This is a genomic window from Curtobacterium sp. 22159 (assembly GCF_052045775.1).
Taxonomy (GTDB): Bacteria; Actinomycetota; Actinomycetes; order Actinomycetales; family Microbacteriaceae; genus Curtobacterium.
In genome coordinates, this window is sequence record NZ_JBQEPN010000010.1 from 92,283 (window position 1) to 108,692 (window position 16,410).

Here is a 16,410-nt window from a genome sequence, read left to right on the forward strand (position 1 = left end):
CCACGGTCAGACCGCGCGGATGACCCCGCGGGACAGGATCGCGTTCGTCAGGGCGTTGATCGGTTCCCGCTGCACCGTGGGGTTGGCGATGAGGACGTAGTCGACGGCCGGCAGGTCCGGCAACGACAACCGTTGCGACACCTTCACGAGGTCTGCGGGGATCAGCGAGTGCGGGAACACGGCGACCCCGATGCCCGCCCGCACCGCCGCCAGCACACCGTTCACGTCGCGGGTGTTGCAGGTGATGCGCCAGGTGCGACCGGCGGCCTCGAGGGCGTCGATCGCCATCTGTCGGCTGATGCTCGGCGCCTGGTACGCGATGAGCGGCACCGGCTCCCCGGGCTCGAGCGCGATGCCGTCCTGCGCCATCCACACCATCTGGTCGCTCGCGACGCGCGTGCCCTCGGCGGACTCCCCGGCGGTCTGCTTGATGAACACGAGGTCGAGCTGCCCGGCGTGGACCCGGCGCAGCAGCGGCGCGGACTGGTTCACCGTCAGTTCGAGGTTCACCTGCGGGTGCAGTCGACGGAAGTCCCGGAGGATCCGCGGCAACTGCGTGATCGCGAGGTCGTCCGCAGCGCCGAACCGGAGCCGGCCCCGCGTCGCGGCTCCTGAGAAGTACGCGTCGGCGGTGGCGTGCGCCGCGAGGATCGTCCGCGCGAACCCCGCCATCGCGTCCCCGTTGTCGGTGAGCGCCACGCCCCGGGTGTCCCGTGCGACCAGGGTCCGGGAGACGGCGTTCTCGAGGCGCCGCACGTGCTGCGAGACCGTCGGCTGACTGATGCCGAGGCGGGCGCCGGCCTGGGTGAAGCTGCGCGTCTCGGCGACCGCGAGGAACGTCTGCAGCAGGACCGGATCGAGCACGGTGCACCCCGTTCATTCGACATCGCAATGGACTGATAGCCACCATAGGGGTATCGAATGGCCCGCGGGCACGTAGTTTCGTGGAGGTACGAAATCCGCAGCCGACGTCCGGAGATCCCCCACCGTGAGCGCGTCATCGACGACCCTCCCCCCACCGACCGAACCACTCCCGATCCAGGCCACCCGACCGCCGTGGCGCCACACCCTCATCGCCCTGTCCGTCCCGAACTTCCGGCTCTTCACCGCCACGAACCTCGTCGCGATGACCGCCGGGTGGATGCAGCGCATCGCGCAGGACTGGCTCGTCCTGCAGCTCACCGGCTCGGTCGCGCAGGTCGGCATCACGGTCGCGTGCCAGTTCGCACCGATGCTGTTCTTCGGGCTCTGGGGCGGGGTCCTCGTCGACCGGTTCTCGAAGCGTGCGCTGATGATGATCACGCAGGGCGCGTTCGCACTCCTCTCCGCGGTGCTCGCGGCACTGACGCTCGCGGGCGTCGTGCAGGCGTGGCACATCTGGGCGATCGCGTTCCTGGTCGGCATGGTCACCGTGATCGACAACCCGGCGCGCCAGGTGTTCGTCACCGAGATCGTGGGGCACGAACACCTGCGCAACGCCATCAGCGTCAACTCGTCGGTGTTCCAGCTCGGCGGCATGATCGGGCCCGCGCTGTCCGGCGCCCTGCTCGTCGCGGTCGGTGCGGGCTGGTCGTTCGGCATCAACGCGATCGCCTGCGTCGCCGTCGTCGTGACGCTCGGGTTCCTGCGCGTCTCGGAACTGCACCGGACGCCCGCGGCCCCACGCGGCAAGGGACAGCTCGTCGAGGGGCTCCGCTACGCCGTCCGGAAGCCGACGATCATCGTGCCGGTGGTGCTCGTGGCCTTCTTCTCCGTGTTCGCGCTGACGATGCCCGTGCTGCTGTCCGCCTTCGCGTCGCAGGTCTACCACGTGGGCGCGGGCGGCTACGGGGTGTTCAACTCCGCCGTGGCGATCGGGGCGCTGACCGGTGCGCTGCTGTCCACCCGGCGCGCCACCGTCCGGCTGCGCACCATCGTCGGCGGTGTGTTCTGGACCGGGGTGCTGCTCGTGGTCACCGGGTCGATCCCGGTCATCGCGCCGTTCACCGTCGCACTCGTCGCCGTCGGGATGTCGCAGCTGCTGTTCCAGACGGCGTCGAACTCACTCGTGCAGCTGTCCTCGAACGTGGCGATCCGGGGCCGCGTGATGTCGCTCTACGTCCTCGTGCTGCTCGGTGGGCAGGCGATCGGTGGCCCGCTCATGGGACAGGTCGTCGACCACTTCGGGCCCCACGTCGGGATGGTCGTCGCCGGTGGGGTGCCGGCCGCGGCGGCGGCCGTCGTCGGCGTGGTGCTCGCCCGGCGCGGCGGGCTGCACCTCGCGGTGCGGATGCGGCACCACATGCCGGTGCCCGCGATCGTCGGGCACCGCTGACGCGGCGGGGCGCTGCGCGGCGCGGGCTCGGAACCAGCCGGAGCGGCGCGCGGCCGACAGCGACCAGCCGTCGGACTGGAGGCGCGGGGCNCGCCCCGCGCCTCCAGTCCGACAGGCGGCCGCGATCGCGCTCCCGTGGGGACGTTGCGCCCTCGCACGCCCGAGCGTGTTGTCCGGCCGTCGGCGTGACGCCGCGGGGCGCGACGCGCGTCAGTACGCGACGCCGAAGCGCGCGCGGTGGTGCGCCGGCGAGGCGATCTCGTCGACGAAGGCGATCGCGAAGTCCTCGCCGGAGATGTCCGAGTTGCCGTCGGCGTCAGTGAGGAGGACGTCGTCCGTTGTCCGGTAGGTGCCACGACGCTCACCGGGGTTGTACCCGCCGAAGGACGCCGCCGGGCTCACGTAGAACCAGTCGACGTCGGTGCTGCCGGCACGGAGGGCCTCGAGGATCTGCGCGTGGCTCTTCGCCTCGGCCTTGAACGCGTCCGGGAACTCCGGCGTGTCGACCAGCTGCGGGCCGCCCTCGGCCACGAGCAGCGATCCGGCGCCGCCGACGATCCCGAGTCGTGCGCCCGCTGCTGCCGCGGCGTCGACGAACGGCTGGAACTTGTCCTTGAGCTCGCTGCCGTCCGCCTGCACCGCGTGCAGCGCCACGACGATGACGTCCGCGCCCTTCGTCACATCGGCGACGAGGTCGGCGTCGAACGCGTCGCCCTGCCGGAGCGTGAGCCCCTCGGCGGCCTCGACACCCGAGGTGTCACGCGCGACGGCGGTGACGGCGATGCCGCGGGACAGGGCCTCACGGACGATGGCGGAGCCGGCGTACCCGGTGCCGCCGAACACGACGATGCTGGTCATGGAGCTTCCTTTCGTGGAGATTGACACTCACCGTACAAGCGTTACTCTCTTTCGGTAAGTAGGCACCTCACGGTGCGTGACGGAGGACCCGATGTCAGCACTCGAGTACAGCCCCTACGCAGCGGACTGCCCGTCCCGCCAACTGCTCGACCGCATCGGTGACCGGTGGAGCGTCCTGACGATCGGCACCCTCGCCGACGGCCCGGCACGCTACTCCGCCATCGCGGCCCGCGTGCAGGGCGTGTCGCAGAAGATGCTCACGCAGACCCTCCGCGCGCTCGAACGGGACGGCTTCGTCACCCGAACGGTGTTCCCGGAGATCCCGCCCCACGTCGAGTACGAGCTCACCGATCGCGGTCGCTCCCTGCGCGCCGTGCTCGAGCCGCTCGAGGCGTGGGCGACCTCGCACATGGACGAGGTCGCCGTCTCCCGCGACGAGTACGACGCGCGAGCACGCTGACCGTCAGCCGGAATCCCGGACAGAGCCGAGTGGTTGCCTGGGGACATGCGATCAGTCGTCTACACGAAGCCCGGTGACAGCTCCGTCCTCGAACTCGTCGAGCGGGACGTCCCCACCCCAGGCCCCGGCGAGGTCCGTGTCCGCGTCGTCGTCTCCGGCGTCAACCCGACCGACTGGAAGGCCCGGCAGGGCGGCACCTACGGCGACGGGCTGCCGTTCCCCGAGATCACCCCGGACCAGGACGGCGCCGGCGTGGTCGACGCGGTCGGCGAGGGCGTCGACGGCCTGCGCGTCGGCGACCGCGTCTGGCTCTACATGTCCGCGTCCGGCCGACCGACGGGCACGGCGCAGGAGTACACCGTCGTCCCGGCCTCCCGCGCGGTGCCGCTTCCCGATGGCACGTCATTCGACGTCGGCGCCTCCCTCGGGGTCCCCGCGATGACCGCACACCGAGCGCTCACCACCCACGAGCACGGTCCGGACCGGCTCGCACCCGGTGCACTCGAGGGCAAGACCGTCCTGGTCGCCGGGGGCGCCGGTGCCGTGGGACACGCAGCCATCCAGCTCGCCCGTTGGGCCGGCGCGACCGTCATCAGCACGATCAGCTCCGAGGCGAAGGCAGCACTCGCCACCGCCGCCGGGGCGCACCACACGATCGACTACCACGACGACGACGCGGCCGAGCAGATCCGGCGGATCGCCCCGGACGGCGTCGACATCGTCGTCGAGGTCTCCATCCCCCAGAACGCAGCACTGGTCGCGCAGGTCCTGGCGAACCACGGTGTCGTGTCGATCTACGCGAACAACGGTGGGGACGAAGCCACGCTGCCGGTCCGCCCGAACATGAGCATCAACGCCCGGTACCAGTTCCTGCTGCTCTACACGATCGGTGACGAGTCCTTGGCCGCTGCGGCCGAGGACGTCACCGCGGCGCTCCGCGACGGGGTCCTGCCCGTGGGCGAGGAGTCCGGACTGCCGATCACCCGCTTCCGGTTGGAGGAGACGGCCGCCGCACACGACGCCGTCGAGGGCAACGTCGTCGGCAAGGTCCTCATCGACGTGAGCGACCAGTAGCGAGCCGTTCCACGGCGCGAACGACGCACTCGACGCACTCGACGCACTCGACGCACGAAGCGAATGGACCGCGCGATCACCGACGCCCGCCCGATGCACGACGATCCCGGCACCGAACCAGGCAGTCCTGCTGGTTCCGTGTCGGGATCGTGGTGCGTCGTGTCGACGGGGCGCTGACGCCCGCTCGGGTCAGCGAGCCAGGGCAGCGGCGAGGCGTTCCTCGAACCGGCGGCGGGCAGCTGCCCGTTCGCGCTCGATGTTCGCGGCGATGACCTCGAGGTCTTCGTAGTCGGCGTCGGTGGTGTCGTCGGTCCAGTTCGGGGTGTACACCCGGGACCGACCGAAGGGCTTCGGTTCGGGGTTCACGATGGTCATGGGGGGATCGTACGTCGAGCGTCCGACAAATCGTGTGAGCATCACGGGCCTTTCCTGGGGTTCCGGTCCCGCTCCGGGAACACGGACGCGAGCGAGAACGCGATGGCCATGAACGAGGCCATCATCGCGACGTACTTGGCGTCGAGGTCGGTGAACGCGTCCGGTACAGGCGAGTCCACGGTGAGCATGCCGAACGAGTACTCCTCGGAGCGGATCACGACCGACACGTACGAGCGGTACCGCGGCTCGAAGTCGGGCTGGTCCTGGTCGACGTCGACGTCCGCCGCGCGGTCACCGACCACCCGCGGTCCGCCGCCGACGAGCACCCACTCGAGGTTGCGGTCCCCGTAGGGGGTGCCGGCGCGGAAGACCCCGGCGGTGTCGTCCGCGCCGCCGTGCCCGATGGGTTCGAGCGCGCGCAGGTCGGCGGAGAGCTGGTACACGTTGGCGCGCACGTCGGGGACGCCGGGCAGGAGGTAGAACGCCAGCGCGACCGCGATCCGGTCGGCGAAGGCCGGGAGTTCCCGGTGCCGCTCGTGCCGTCGGAGTTCCGAGAACCGGACCAACCGGGTCGCCAACTGCCCGAAGGCGTACCGGACGGCCGTCCCGTGCTCGATCTCGGCCGCGCGGGCATCCGCTGCCGCACTCGCGAGCGACACCGCGCTGCGCCGAGCGCGGACGATCTGCACGACCACCGCGGCGAGCAGGACCACGAGCCCGAACGCCACGAGGGCCACGCGCACGCCGGGCGTCACGAAGAGGTTCGGCAGCTGGAACGCGGCGGTCGGAGCCGTCGCGATGACGATCGGCCAGACCACCGCTCCGGCCCGCCGACGACGGCGGTCGCTGGTGGTGTGTTCCCCGGTCATGCCCCCGACGGTAGGGCACACCACCGACGCGGACGGAGTTCTCCACAGGCCCGTTCCGGAGCCGATCGAGGTACGACTGTTGTCCCCTGCAACGCCGACTTGCCCCCCGAACAGGGGTCGACGCACCATCAACTGCATGAAGCAGCGACAGAACCTCAAGGGACTCGCCCTCGCAGCGACGGCAGCCCTCGCCCTCCTCGGCGGCACGCTCGGCACCACCGCAGCGAACGCCGCGACCGTCTCGCCGCAGGTCATCGGCGGCGAGCAGGCCCCGAGCACGCCGTGGGAGGTGCAGCTCATCTTCCAGCAGGGCGGCAGCGCCACCTACGGGTGCACCGGTGAACAGCTCAACGCCTCGTGGGTGCTCACCGCAGAGCACTGCGTCGACGGCACCACCGCGATGAACGTCTACCACTCCAACAGCACGACGAACCGTGGGCCCGCGACCGCCGCGGACCGGCTCTACTCGGCACCCGCCGGGGACATCGCGCTCGTGCACCTCAGCACGCCGAAGACCCTCTCGTCGTACGCACAGCTCGACCTCGCCTACACGACGAAGTCCTCCGGGACGGGCACGATCCTCGGCTACGGCAACCGCGCGAACAGCGTCCCGACGACCGGGCTCTACCAGGCGACCGTCAACCTGACCGGCGCCTCGACCGACGCCTACGGCGGCCGCGCACAGCACGTCACGGGCGTCACCGGCGCCTCGAACCACGGCGACTCCGGCGGAGCGCTCGTCGTCAACGGCAAGGTCGTCGGCGTCTGCTCCACCGGTGACGTGGCCGACCCGGGCGCGAACACGCACGCGGGTTCGAACTACGCCGTCCTCACGCAGAGCGCGAGCTGGATCCGCTCCACCGCTGGGGTCTGACCCAGCCCGACCAGGGAAGGACGGGAGGCGCGGTGNNNNACCGCGCCTCCCGTCTGCCTGCGCCTGGTAAGCAGGACCCATGACCGACGTCTCGACGCCCGCGCCCGGAACCAGAGCACTCGTCCTCGGGGGTGGTGGGGTCGCCGGCATCGCCTGGGAGCTCGGCGTCCTCGCCGCGCTGCAGGACGCCGGGGTCGACCTCGACGCCGCCGACCTGGTGGTCGGCACGAGCGCCGGCAGCGTCGTCGGGACGTTCGTCCGGTACGGCGGCGTGCAGCAGGCGTACGACCAGCAGCACGCACCGGTCCCGACCACCTACGAGGAACCCGTCGCCATCGACGGCGAGGACTTCCAGCAGCGCATCGGCGCCGTCCTCGAGGGCGCCACCTCCGACCAGGACGCCCGCGCACGGCTGGGGCTCCTCGCCCAGCAGACCACGACCGGGCAGACCGACGACGAGCGCACCGCGACGTTCACCGAGACCCTGCCGTCGACCGAGTGGCCCGCGAAGCCCCTCGCGCTCACCACGATCGACGCCACCGACGGGACCTTCCGCGTGCTCACGGCGGCGGACGGCGTCCCGCTCCCCCGCGCCGTCGCCGCGAGCTGCTCCGTTCCGCTCGTCTGGTCGCCCGTCGGCATCGAGGGACGGCCGTACATCGACGGCGGCCTCCGCTCCGGCACGAACGCGGACGTGGCCGCCGGGTACGAGCGGGTCCTCGTCATCGCCTGCGGCCCCGAGGGCCCGTCGCCGCTCGGGCCGTGGCTCGACGTGGCGGTCGAGGGGCTCCGGGCTGCGGGGAGCTCCGTCGAGGTCGTCGTCGCGGACAGCACCGCGCAGCAGGCGTTCGGCACGAACTCCCTGTCCCTCGCCACGCAGGCCCCGTCCGCGGACGCCGGCCGGACGCAGGGCCGGGCGGTCGCCGAGGGCATCGCGGCGTTCTGGGCCTGATCGCGCCGGCGGGTTCTCCACAGGAGGGCGCCTGACGGCCCGCAGCTCCGGACGCCGCGTTAGCGTGGGGGCATGACGACGCCGTTCTCCGACCTCGACCAGTACACCGCACTCCCCCGAGTCGACGGGATCGCGGTGAGTCCGGACGGCTCGCGCGTCGCCCTCACCGTCAGCGTGCTCGACGAGGACGGCACCGGCTACCGACGGGCGGTCTGGGCGGTCCCCGGCGACGCCGCGACCGAATCGGTGCCGGTCCGCCTGACCCGCTCGGCGAAGGGCGAGGGCGGCGTCGCCTTCACCCGCACGGGCGACCTGCTCTTCGTCTCCGCACGTCCCGACGGTGACGGCGACAAGGACACCGACGCGCCACAGCTGTGGGTCCTGCCGGCCACCGGCGGCGAAGCGCGCCCGGTCACCCGCCTCGCCGGAGGGGTCGGCGGGGTGCTCGGCGCCGCTTCCGGTGCCGACACCGTCGCCGTCACGGCCGGGCTGCTCCCGGGCGCCGGCGACGACCGCACCGGCGTTGTGGTCGCCGACGCCGAGCTCCGTGGGCGCCGCAAGGACCGGAAGGTCCAGGCGATCCTGCACGAGACCTACCCGGTCCGCTTCTGGGACCACGACCTCGGGCCGGACGAGACCCACGTGCTCACGCTCGACCTCGGCTCGCTGTCGGAGCGTGACACGGCGGCCGCGTCCACCCACGACACGGCGGCCGAGTCGAAGCACGCCTACCCCGCGCACCTGCCGACGCTGACCGACCTGACGCCGACACCAGCACGCTCCCTCGAACACGTCAGCGGAACGGTCACCCCCGACGGTTCGACGGTCGTCGCCACCGTCGCCGTCCAGGAGGCGCGTGGTTCCCGCTTCACGCTCGTCGCGTTCGACGTCGCCACGGGTGCGCGCACCGTGCTCGCGGACGAGGACGACGTCGACCACGAGATGCCGGCCGTCAGCCACGACGGCCGGACGGTGGCGTGGGTCCGGACGCGGCGGTTCACCCCGGCGGGTGCGACCGAGCAGGAGATCTGGGTCGCAGGCCTCGACGGCTCCGGGCTGACCGGTGCTCGTCGGATTGCGGCCGAGTGGGACCGCTGGCCGAACGAGCTCGTCTTCGAGCACGGCGACGGTGCGCTCCTGACGACGGCGGACCAGGACGGCCGCGCGCCGGTGTTCCGGATCCCGCTCGACGACGGTCCGGTCGAGCAGCTGACGCACGACGACTGGGCGTACTCGAGCCTGCGCGTGGCGGAGGAGAGCGGCGCGGTCGTGGCGCTCCGTGCCTCCTGGGCGGCTCCGATGCACCCCGTTCGGATCGCGTCCGACGGGGCGGTGACCCCGCTCGCGACGCCCGCGCCCCTGCCGGACGTGCCCGGGCGACTGGAAGAGGTGTCGACGACGGCGGCCGACGGCTCCCGCGTGCGCGGGTGGCTCGTCCTGCCCGAGGGTGACGGCCCGCACCCGCTGCTGCTGTGGATCCACGGTGGTCCGCTCAACTCCTGGAACCAGTGGTCGTGGCGGTGGAACCCGCAGCTCGCAGCAGCGCGCGGGTACGCCGTGCTGCTGCCCGACCCCGCACTGTCGACGGGCTACGGGCTCGACTTCATCAACCGCGGGTGGAACGCCTGGGGGCAGGCGCCGTTCACCGACCTCATGGCGATCACCGACGCGGTGACCACCCGCGACAACATCGACGAGCGCCGGACGGCCGCGATGGGCGGCTCCTTCGGCGGGTACATGGCGAACTGGGTCGCGGGGCACACCGACCGGTTCCGCGCGATCGTCACGCACGCCAGCCTGTGGGCGCTCGAGCAGTTCAACGGCACGACCGACATGTCCCAGTACTGGCAGTCGATCTTCGACGAGTCCGGCATCCACGAGAACGACCCGCACCGGTTCGTCGGTGACATCGTCACGCCGATGCTCGTCATCCACGGCGACAAGGACTACCGGGTGCCGATCGGCGAGGGGCTGCGGCTCTGGTCCGAGCTCGCCGAGCACCACGCCGCGGCCGACGGTTCGATGCCGCACCGCTTCCTGTACTTCCCGGACGAGAACCACTGGGTGCTGAAGCCGCAGCACGCGGTGGTCTGGTACGAGACGGTGTTCGCGTTCCTCGAGCAGCACGTCCTCGGCGGGGAGTGGAAGCGGCCCGAGCTGCTCGGCTGAGGCGGGTCCGCCGACGCGGAACGACATCGTCGACGTCGTACGACAGCGATGATGTCGTTCCGGGTCGGTAGGCGCCGACCGCCGACCGCGGCACTACACGAACGCGGCCTGCCCGGTGATGGCTCGCCCGACGATGAGCGTGTTCACCTCGCGGGTGCCCTCGTACGAGTAGATCGCCTCGGCATCGGCGAAGAACCGCGCGACGCCCTTGTCGAGGACGATCCCGTTCCCGCCCTGCACCTCGCGGCACCACGCCACGGTCTCCCGCATCTTCGCCGTCGCGAACGCCTTCGCCATCGCGGAGTGCTCGTCGCCCCCGGTCCCGGCGTCCTGCATCGCCGAGGCCTGCGTGCACAGGGCGATGGACGCCGTGATGTTCCCGAGCGACTGCACGAGCCGGTCCTGCACGAGCTGGTGCGCAGCGATCGGCTTGCCGAACTGGATCCGGGTGCGGGCGTAGTCGAGCGCCGCCTCGTAGGCGCCGACGGCGATGCCGATTGCCTGCCACGCCACCTCGGTCCGGGTCAGGCGGAGCACCTCGGCGGTCGCGCGGAACGAATCGGCGCGCTGCAGTCGCCGCGCTTCCGGGACGCGCACACCCGTCATGACGATGTCGGCGTTCTGCACACCGCGCAGGGCGATCTTGTCCTCGATCTTCGTCGCGCTGAACCCGGGGGTGTCCGTGGTCACGAGGAAGCCCTTCACCTGACCGTCGGAGACGTCCTTGGCCCAGATCACCACGACGTCCGCGAAGGTCGCGTTCCCGATCCAGCGCTTCTCACCGTCCAGGACCCACGTGTCGCCCTCACGCCGTGCGGTCGTGCGGAGGCCCCGTGCCGAGTCGCTGCCGGACAGCGGCTCCGTCAGCCCGAACGCGCCGACCAGCTCGCCCGATGCCATCCGCGGCAGCCACTCGCGCTGCTGCTCCTCGCTGCCGGCGACGGCGATCGAGTTCATCGCGAGGCCGGACTGCACGCCGATGAAGGTCGCGACGCTGGCGTCCACGCGTCCGAGTTCGAGGGCCGCCCACCCGCGGTACACGGCCGAGTTCTCGAAGTGCCGCACGAGCGGGACACCCGGGCCGTACATGCCGAGGTCGGACAGCGGCTTGATGACCTGCATCGGGAACTCGGCCCGCGCCCAGTAGTCGTCCGCGATCGGGCGCACCTCGGACTCCAGGTACGCGCGCAGCCGCCCGAGGGATGCACGCTCCTGGTCGGTCAGCCCCTCCTGGAAGCGGTAGAAGTCGGACTCGAGCAGCGCGGTGGTGGACGTCGACGTTGACATGGGAACCACGATGCATCATTCTCGAAAACGTTGCAAGGGAGGGACGCGTGTACACATCGGATTCGGCGCTGCGCGCGTTCCGGGAGGCGCGACACACCTTCATCGACGGCGCGCGCATCGACATGGGCCAGTTGGCGACGTCGCTCGGCGTGGACCGCACCTCGCTGTTCCGCTGGGTGGGCAACCGAGACCGGCTGCTGTCCGAGATCCTCTGGTCCCTCGCCGTCCCCACCCTCGATGCGGCAGCCGCGGCGGCAGCTCCGTCCGGAGCCGCCCGGATCGTCGACGTGCTCGACCGGTTCACGGCGGACCTGATCCAGGCGCCGTACTTCCGGATCTTCCTCACCCGGGAGCCGGCACGCGCGCTCCGGCTCCTCACCACGACCGAGAGTGACGTGCAGAGCCGCTTCGTGGGCCGCGTGACCGCCCTCATCGAGCACGAACGCCGCAACGGTTCGTTCGACCCCGAACCGCTGTCCGCCGAGGAACTCGCCCGGCTGCTCGTCCGCATCTCGGAGTCCTTCACCTACGCGGACCTCATCTCCGGTGAGACGCCCGACCCCGTCCGCGCCCGCGCGACCTTCGAGTACGTGCTCCGCCCCGTGGCCCTTCCGACAGGAGACCGATGACCATCGACGACTACCCGTTCCGACGCAGCTACCCCACGCGGTGGAACGACAACGACATGTTCGGGCACGTCAACAACACGATCTACTACAGCGCGATGGACAACGCGGCGACGTACTGGTTCCGCGAAGAGGCCGGCCTCGACCCGTTCTCGTCAGAGTGGATCGCCGTGCTGGTGTCGTCGAGCTGCCGGTTCGTCGAGTCAGCCGTGTGGCCGGACGTTATCGAGGTCGGGATGCGCTCGAAGCACCTCGGGAACACGAGTCTGTCGTGGGAGTTCGGCCTGTTCCGCCAGTCGGATGGTGCGTTGCTCGCGACCGGCGAGTTCGCGCACGTCATCATCGACCGCGAAGGAGCCCGTCGCCCGATGCCCCTCCCGGACGCACTCCGCGAACTCGTGACGCGCACGATGGTGGTCACGGGACCGTCGTCGGCGTCGCCCACCGCCGACTGACCGGCCACGACCGGAACTCCGCCGACGTGCCGAGCCCGGCGACGGCTCAGGGCCGGTAGTCCTCACGGCGCGGGTTGTTCAGCCGCACCGCCGCGTCGTCGCCCGCAGGCTTCGCACCACCCCAGGTGCCGATCACCTTCGCGGCAGTCGTGAGCACGAAGCCGATCCCCCGCCCGATGGCGAACACGATGTGCATCCGATCCCCCTTCTTCGGCGTCCGCTCAGCGGAACCCGTTCTCCTCGAGAAGGTACCGCGGGAGCCCGTGTCCCTGACACCGGTCACGCCGCCGAACCCCGCGGAGGACCTCGCGCACGTGCTCGCCGCACCCCGTCCACGTCGATTTGCCGCACACGGGGCACTGGGCCGACTCACACATGCGCCCGTTCTACCGACCGTGGGCGACCGACGTCCGGCTGAGCGCGACACTCGTCGCAGATCGGCCAATCCGCCTGCCGCGACCGCATCACACCGCGTTCCGGACACAGCGCCGTGGAAGAGCGCGGTGCTGTGTCCGAAACCTGGTTCCGGGGCGGGAGCGGCCGTCAGATGAGCGCGTCGGTGAGGTGGTTCGGCGTCCCGAAGCGGTGCGCCGTGATCGACACCGCCTGCTCCCGCACGAACGGCAGGATCTCGATGCGCCCCGACTCGGTCACGGGCCCGCCGTAGATCGCCACGTCCGGACGCCCGCCGACCGCCGCGGCCAGCGCCGACACGTCGCCGCCGATGAGCCGCACGCGCGTCGACGGTCCGCTCTTCACGGCGGTCGCGAACGCGGCGTCGGTGTGGGACGAGGTCAGCGACCGAACGGTGGGCAGCGACCGGACAGCCGCCGACACGGCGTCGGGCAGCGCCACCGCAGACGACACGTCGATCGTGGTGCCGGCGCGGACCGACGCGGCGACGACCCGCACGAGGCCGGCGATGGCTTCTTCCGCCGGGGACGCACCCGTCGCATCGGCAGCCAGGCGCACGTGGACCGCCGGGAACGGCAGGTACCGCGCGATGTTCCGCTCCGCGCTGAGCGCCGAGACGTCGGTGGCCGTGCCGAACAGCGTCGACCAGGCGTGCTCGTCGGACCGGAGTGCCCGGTCGAGCGCGGGCGACACGACGCCCGAAGCACGGACGAACTCCGCGACCGCAGCGGACGGTGTGTCCCCAGCGGAGGCTTCCGCGGGCGCCCACGAGCCCAGGCCGAGCAGGTAGTTGAGCCCGCCAGCCTTCGTTCCGGCGCCGACAGCGGACTTCTTCCAGCCGCCGAACGGCTGGCGACGGACGATGGCACCCGTGATCCCGCGGTTGACGTAGAGGTTGCCGGCTTCGATCCGGTCGAGCCAGGTGCCGATCTCCGCAGCGTCGAGCGAGTGCAGCCCGGAGGTGAGGCCGTAGTCGACCTCGTTCACGATGTCGATCGCTTCGTCGAGGGAGCGGGCGGTCATGATGCCGAGGATCGGACCGAAGTACTCGGTTCGGTGGAAGGCCGACCCGCGCCGGACACCGTCGCGGACGCCGGGGCTCCAGAGCTTGCCCGTGTCGTCGAGCTGCTTCGGTTCGACGGCCCACGACTCCCCCGCGCCGAGCGTCGTGAGTCCTTCGAGCAGCTTGCCCGCCGCCGGCTCGATGACCGGACCCATCTGCGTCGTCGCGTCGGTCGGGTAGCCGACGGTGAGCGAGGACACCGCGTCGATGAGCTGCGACCGGAAGCGGCGCGAGGTCGCGACGGAACCGACGAGCACGACGAGCGACGCCGCCGAGCACTTCTGCCCCGCGTGCCCGAACGCCGAGGCGACGACGTCCTTCACGGCGAGGTCGAGGTCCGCCGAGGGCGTCACGATGATCGCGTTCTTGCCGGAGGTCTCCGCGAGGAGGGGCAGGTCGGGTCGGAACGAGCGGAAGAGCTCGGCCGTCTCGTACGCGCCGGTGAGGATGACCCGGTCGACGAGCGGTGACGCGACGAGCTGCTTGCCGAGGTCGTTCTCGGACACCTGCAGGAACGCCAGCACGTCGGCCGGAGCGCCCTCCGCGTCGAGCACGGTCTCGATGATCGATGCGAGGACAGCCCCGCACCGCTCGGCGGGCGGCGCCGGCTTGAGGACCACGGCGGACCCGGCGGCGAGTGCCGCGAGGGTCGAGCCGGCCGGGATCGCGACGGGGAAGTTCCACGGCGGCGTGACGAGGGTGAGTGCCGCCGGTGTGAAGGCCGCCCCGTCGACGTCGTCGAGCTGCGCGGCGAGTTCACCGTAGAAGTGCGCGAAGTCGATCGCCTCGGAGACCTCGGGGTCGGCCTGGTCGATGGTCTTGCCGGTCTCGGAGGCCATGACCTCGACGAGGGCGGCCCGGTTCGCCTCGAGGGCGTCACCGATGGCATGCAGGACGGCACCACGGGCTGCTCCGGACCAGGCGCCCCACTCGGTGCCCGCGGCGCGGACCCGGCTGAGCGCCGAGTCGAGCGCCGCGGCGGAGTCGACCCGCGCCTCCTGGACGGCCTTCGCACCGAGCGTCGACGACGCGATCCGTGCGGTGATGGCTGCGCCCCACGCGCGGGACGCCGCGACCGAGGGGTCGGTGTCGGGCGTGTTCTCGAAGTGCCCGGCGCGCGGACGTTCGACGGCCGCGTACCGGTCGGGGACACGGTGCGCCGCCGGCGCGTCGAGTCCGCCGGGCTGGGAGAGCGGCGACAGTGAGGCGCGGAACCGCTCTTCCTCACGGGCGAAGAGGGTCGGCGACGACGCCAGGGAGAACACCGCGGACATGAAGTTCTCCTGCGACGCCCCCTCTTCGAGTCGGCGGATCAGGTACGCGATCGCGACGTCGAACTCGCCCGGGTGGACGACGGGCGTGTAGAGCAGCAGCGACCCCACGGTGCGACGGACGGCTTCCGCCTGCCCCTGCGCCATGCCGAGCAGCATCTCGAACTCGATTCCGTCGCGGACCCCGCGCTGCCCGGCGAGCAGCCACGCGTGTGCGACGTCGAAGAGGTTGTGCCCGGCGACGCCGACGCGCACGTTGCGGACCCGCTCCGGTGTGAGCGCCCAGTCGAGCACGCGCTTGTAGTTCGTGTCGGAGTCCTGCTTGGTGTGCCAGGTGGCGAGCGGCCAGCCGTGAACGGAGGCCTCGACCTGCTCCATCGGCAGGTTGGCTCCCTTGACGAGACGGACCTTGATGGCCGCTCCGCCACGGGCTCGACGCGCGGCCGACCACTCCTGGAGGTGCTGCATCGCGGCGAGCGCGTCGGGCAGGTAGGCCTGCAGGACGATGCCCGCTTCGAGCGACGTGAACTCGGGCTCGTCGAGGAGCTGGGTGAAGACCGCGATGGTGAGGTCGAGGTCCTTGTACTCCTCCATGTCGAGGTTGATGAACTTCTTCGGCGACGACTCGGCAGCGCGGCGGAACAGCGGCCGGAGCTTCTCGATGATGTCCTGGACGGCGTGGTCGAACGCCCACGGGGAGTGCGGGTGGACTGTCGAGGAGACCTTGATCGACACGTAGTCGACGTCGTCGCGGGCGAGGAGCCGGTGCGTGCCCTCGAGCCGTCGGGCGGCTTCCTTCTCGCCGAGGACGGCCTCGCCGAGCAGGTTCACGTTGAGCCGGACGCCGTCCCGCTTGATCTTGGCGATCGCCGGTCCGAGCTTCGCGTCGGTCGCGTCGACGATGAGGTGGCCGACCATGTTCCGCAGCACCCGTCGGGCGATGGGCACGACGACGGACGGGAGGCGCGGCGCCAGTCCGCCGCCGAGGCGCACCAGTCCGCGGAGTGCGGCCGGCAGGAAGCCGGGGGCGTCCGGCGCGATCTGCTGGAGGCGACGGGCGGCCACGCCGAGGTCTTCCGGGCGGACGACGCCGTCGACGAACCCGACCGCGAACGCGAGGCCCTTCGGGTCGGCGAGGACCCCGGCGAGCTGCTTCGCCGAGCCGTCCGTGGGGTACGTCTCGGCCTCCGCCAACCACTGCCGGACGAGGGCGACGGACTCGTCGGCGAGTGCGTCGTGGTCGGTGGTGGGGTGCGCCTGCAGGTCGGTCATGCGATCAGTGTGGCCGTCCGCGATCGGTAGCGGAAGCGAATCTTCCTGACGCATACCGTGAAGGAGAACTACGCTTT

General features: G+C 71.3%; 15 protein-coding genes. 8 read left to right on the top strand and 7 right to left on the bottom strand.

All coding sequences use genetic code 11. The features are described from left to right. Positions 1-6 precede the first annotated feature (6 nt). Positions 7-864 (bottom strand): LysR substrate-binding domain-containing protein, encoded by an 858-nt coding sequence (locus ACTJKO_RS12700; RefSeq protein ID WP_440689228.1) that lies wholly within the window; start codon positions 862-864, stop codon positions 7-9. Between the two features lie 124 nt (positions 865-988). On the opposite strand from ACTJKO_RS12700, the gene ACTJKO_RS12705 reads away from it, so the two are divergent. Next, the gene (locus ACTJKO_RS12705; RefSeq protein ID WP_440689230.1) at positions 989-2,314 is read left to right on the top strand and encodes an MFS transporter; all 1,326 of its coding nucleotides are present in this window, start codon (positions 989-991) and stop codon (positions 2,312-2,314) included. Positions 2,315-2,524: 210 nt separating this feature from the next. Here ACTJKO_RS12705 and ACTJKO_RS12710 read toward each other — a convergent pair whose 3' ends face one another. After that, positions 2,525-3,172 (bottom strand): NAD(P)-dependent oxidoreductase, encoded by a 648-nt coding sequence (locus ACTJKO_RS12710; RefSeq protein ID WP_440689232.1) that lies wholly within the window; start codon positions 3,170-3,172, stop codon positions 2,525-2,527. 91 nt (positions 3,173-3,263) lie between these two features. Here ACTJKO_RS12710 and ACTJKO_RS12715 point away from each other — a divergent pair, with 91 nt between their 5' ends. Beyond that, positions 3,264-3,632, top strand: a complete 369-nt coding sequence (locus ACTJKO_RS12715) for a winged helix-turn-helix transcriptional regulator (protein ID WP_440689234.1) — start codon at positions 3,264-3,266, stop codon at positions 3,630-3,632. Between the two features lie 45 nt (positions 3,633-3,677). Continuing rightward, positions 3,678-4,706, top strand: coding sequence for an NADPH:quinone reductase (locus ACTJKO_RS12720; RefSeq protein ID WP_440689236.1), 1,029 nt, complete (start codon positions 3,678-3,680; stop codon positions 4,704-4,706). A gap of 189 nt (positions 4,707-4,895) precedes the next feature. Here ACTJKO_RS12720 and ACTJKO_RS12725 read toward each other — a convergent pair whose 3' ends face one another. Together ACTJKO_RS12725 and ACTJKO_RS12730 are read right to left on the bottom strand one after the other, a co-directional pair. Next, on the bottom strand, positions 4,896-5,081 hold the full coding sequence (locus ACTJKO_RS12725; RefSeq protein WP_440689238.1) for a hypothetical protein: 186 nt from the start codon (positions 5,079-5,081) through the stop codon (positions 4,896-4,898). A gap of 41 nt (positions 5,082-5,122) precedes the next feature. Beyond that, the gene (locus tag ACTJKO_RS12730; protein ID WP_440689240.1) at positions 5,123-5,950 is read right to left on the bottom strand and encodes a GAF domain-containing protein; all 828 of its coding nucleotides are present in this window, start codon (positions 5,948-5,950) and stop codon (positions 5,123-5,125) included. Positions 5,951-6,086: 136 nt separating this feature from the next. Here ACTJKO_RS12730 and ACTJKO_RS12735 point away from each other — a divergent pair, with 136 nt between their 5' ends. The 3 genes from ACTJKO_RS12735 to ACTJKO_RS12745 all read left to right on the top strand — a co-directional run bounded on the left by ACTJKO_RS12735 (position 6,087) and on the right by ACTJKO_RS12745 (position 9,945). Then, positions 6,087-6,824: a S1 family peptidase gene (locus tag ACTJKO_RS12735; RefSeq protein ID WP_440689242.1), complete on the top strand. Its 738-nt coding sequence runs from the start codon at positions 6,087-6,089 to the stop codon at positions 6,822-6,824. Positions 6,825-6,903: 79 nt separating this feature from the next. Then, positions 6,904-7,776, top strand: a complete 873-nt coding sequence (locus tag ACTJKO_RS12740; RefSeq protein WP_440689244.1) for a patatin-like phospholipase family protein — start codon at positions 6,904-6,906, stop codon at positions 7,774-7,776. Positions 7,777-7,848: 72 nt separating this feature from the next. Next, positions 7,849-9,945 (top strand): alpha/beta fold hydrolase, encoded by a 2,097-nt coding sequence (locus tag ACTJKO_RS12745; protein WP_440689246.1) that lies wholly within the window; start codon positions 7,849-7,851, stop codon positions 9,943-9,945. Positions 9,946-10,038: 93 nt separating this feature from the next. Here the strand turns inward: ACTJKO_RS12745 and ACTJKO_RS12750 are convergent, their stop codons facing one another. Further along, complete coding sequence (locus ACTJKO_RS12750; protein WP_440689248.1) at positions 10,039-11,232, bottom strand: acyl-CoA dehydrogenase family protein; 1,194 nt, start codon at positions 11,230-11,232, stop codon at positions 10,039-10,041. A gap of 47 nt (positions 11,233-11,279) precedes the next feature. Here ACTJKO_RS12750 and ACTJKO_RS12755 point away from each other — a divergent pair, with 47 nt between their 5' ends. Both ACTJKO_RS12755 and ACTJKO_RS12760 read left to right on the top strand, forming a co-directional pair. Then, positions 11,280-11,861, top strand: coding sequence for a QsdR family transcriptional regulator (locus ACTJKO_RS12755; RefSeq protein WP_440689250.1), 582 nt, complete (start codon positions 11,280-11,282; stop codon positions 11,859-11,861). Beyond that, positions 11,858-12,313 carry an acyl-CoA thioesterase gene (locus ACTJKO_RS12760; RefSeq protein ID WP_440689252.1) on the top strand — a complete coding sequence of 152 codons (456 nt, stop codon included), beginning with the start codon at positions 11,858-11,860 and terminating at the stop codon, positions 12,311-12,313. Before ACTJKO_RS12755 ends, ACTJKO_RS12760 begins: the two co-directional genes overlap by 4 nt. A 46-nt stretch (positions 12,314-12,359) precedes the next feature. Here ACTJKO_RS12760 and ACTJKO_RS12765 read toward each other — a convergent pair whose 3' ends face one another. Together ACTJKO_RS12765 and ACTJKO_RS12770 are read right to left on the bottom strand one after the other, a co-directional pair. Continuing rightward, positions 12,360-12,509, bottom strand: a complete 150-nt coding sequence (locus ACTJKO_RS12765; protein ID WP_440689254.1) for a hypothetical protein — start codon at positions 12,507-12,509, stop codon at positions 12,360-12,362. A gap of 347 nt (positions 12,510-12,856) precedes the next feature. Further along, entirely contained in the window at positions 12,857-16,333 is a 3,477-nt protein-coding gene (locus ACTJKO_RS12770; RefSeq protein ID WP_440689256.1) for a proline dehydrogenase family protein, read from the bottom strand. Positions 16,334-16,410 lie beyond the last annotated feature (77 nt).

Excerpts from the sequence above, each read along its gene's own strand:
- ACTJKO_RS12720 (WP_440689236.1), top strand. The coding sequence starts at position 3,678 with ATGCGATCAGTCGTCTACACGAAGCCCGGTGACAGCTCCGTCCTCGAA.
- ACTJKO_RS12710 (WP_440689232.1), bottom strand. The coding sequence starts at position 3,172 with ATGACCAGCATCGTCGTGTTCGGCGGCACCGGGTACGCCGGCTCCGCC.
- ACTJKO_RS12745 (WP_440689246.1), top strand. The coding sequence starts at position 7,849 with ATGACGACGCCGTTCTCCGACCTCGACCAGTACACCGCACTCCCCCGA.
- ACTJKO_RS12725 (WP_440689238.1), bottom strand. The coding sequence starts at position 5,081 with ATGACCATCGTGAACCCCGAACCGAAGCCCTTCGGTCGGTCCCGGGTG.
- ACTJKO_RS12765 (WP_440689254.1), bottom strand. The coding sequence starts at position 12,509 with ATGCACATCGTGTTCGCCATCGGGCGGGGGATCGGCTTCGTGCTCACG.
- ACTJKO_RS12770 (WP_440689256.1), bottom strand. The coding sequence starts at position 16,333 with ATGACCGACCTGCAGGCGCACCCCACCACCGACCACGACGCACTCGCC.
- ACTJKO_RS12715 (WP_440689234.1), top strand. The coding sequence starts at position 3,264 with ATGTCAGCACTCGAGTACAGCCCCTACGCAGCGGACTGCCCGTCCCGC.
- ACTJKO_RS12735 (WP_440689242.1), top strand. The coding sequence starts at position 6,087 with ATGAAGCAGCGACAGAACCTCAAGGGACTCGCCCTCGCAGCGACGGCA.
- ACTJKO_RS12750 (WP_440689248.1), bottom strand. The coding sequence starts at position 11,232 with ATGTCAACGTCGACGTCCACCACCGCGCTGCTCGAGTCCGACTTCTAC.
- ACTJKO_RS12760 (WP_440689252.1), top strand. The coding sequence starts at position 11,858 with ATGACCATCGACGACTACCCGTTCCGACGCAGCTACCCCACGCGGTGG.
- ACTJKO_RS12730 (WP_440689240.1), bottom strand. The coding sequence starts at position 5,950 with ATGACCGGGGAACACACCACCAGCGACCGCCGTCGTCGGCGGGCCGGA.
- ACTJKO_RS12740 (WP_440689244.1), top strand. The coding sequence starts at position 6,904 with ATGACCGACGTCTCGACGCCCGCGCCCGGAACCAGAGCACTCGTCCTC.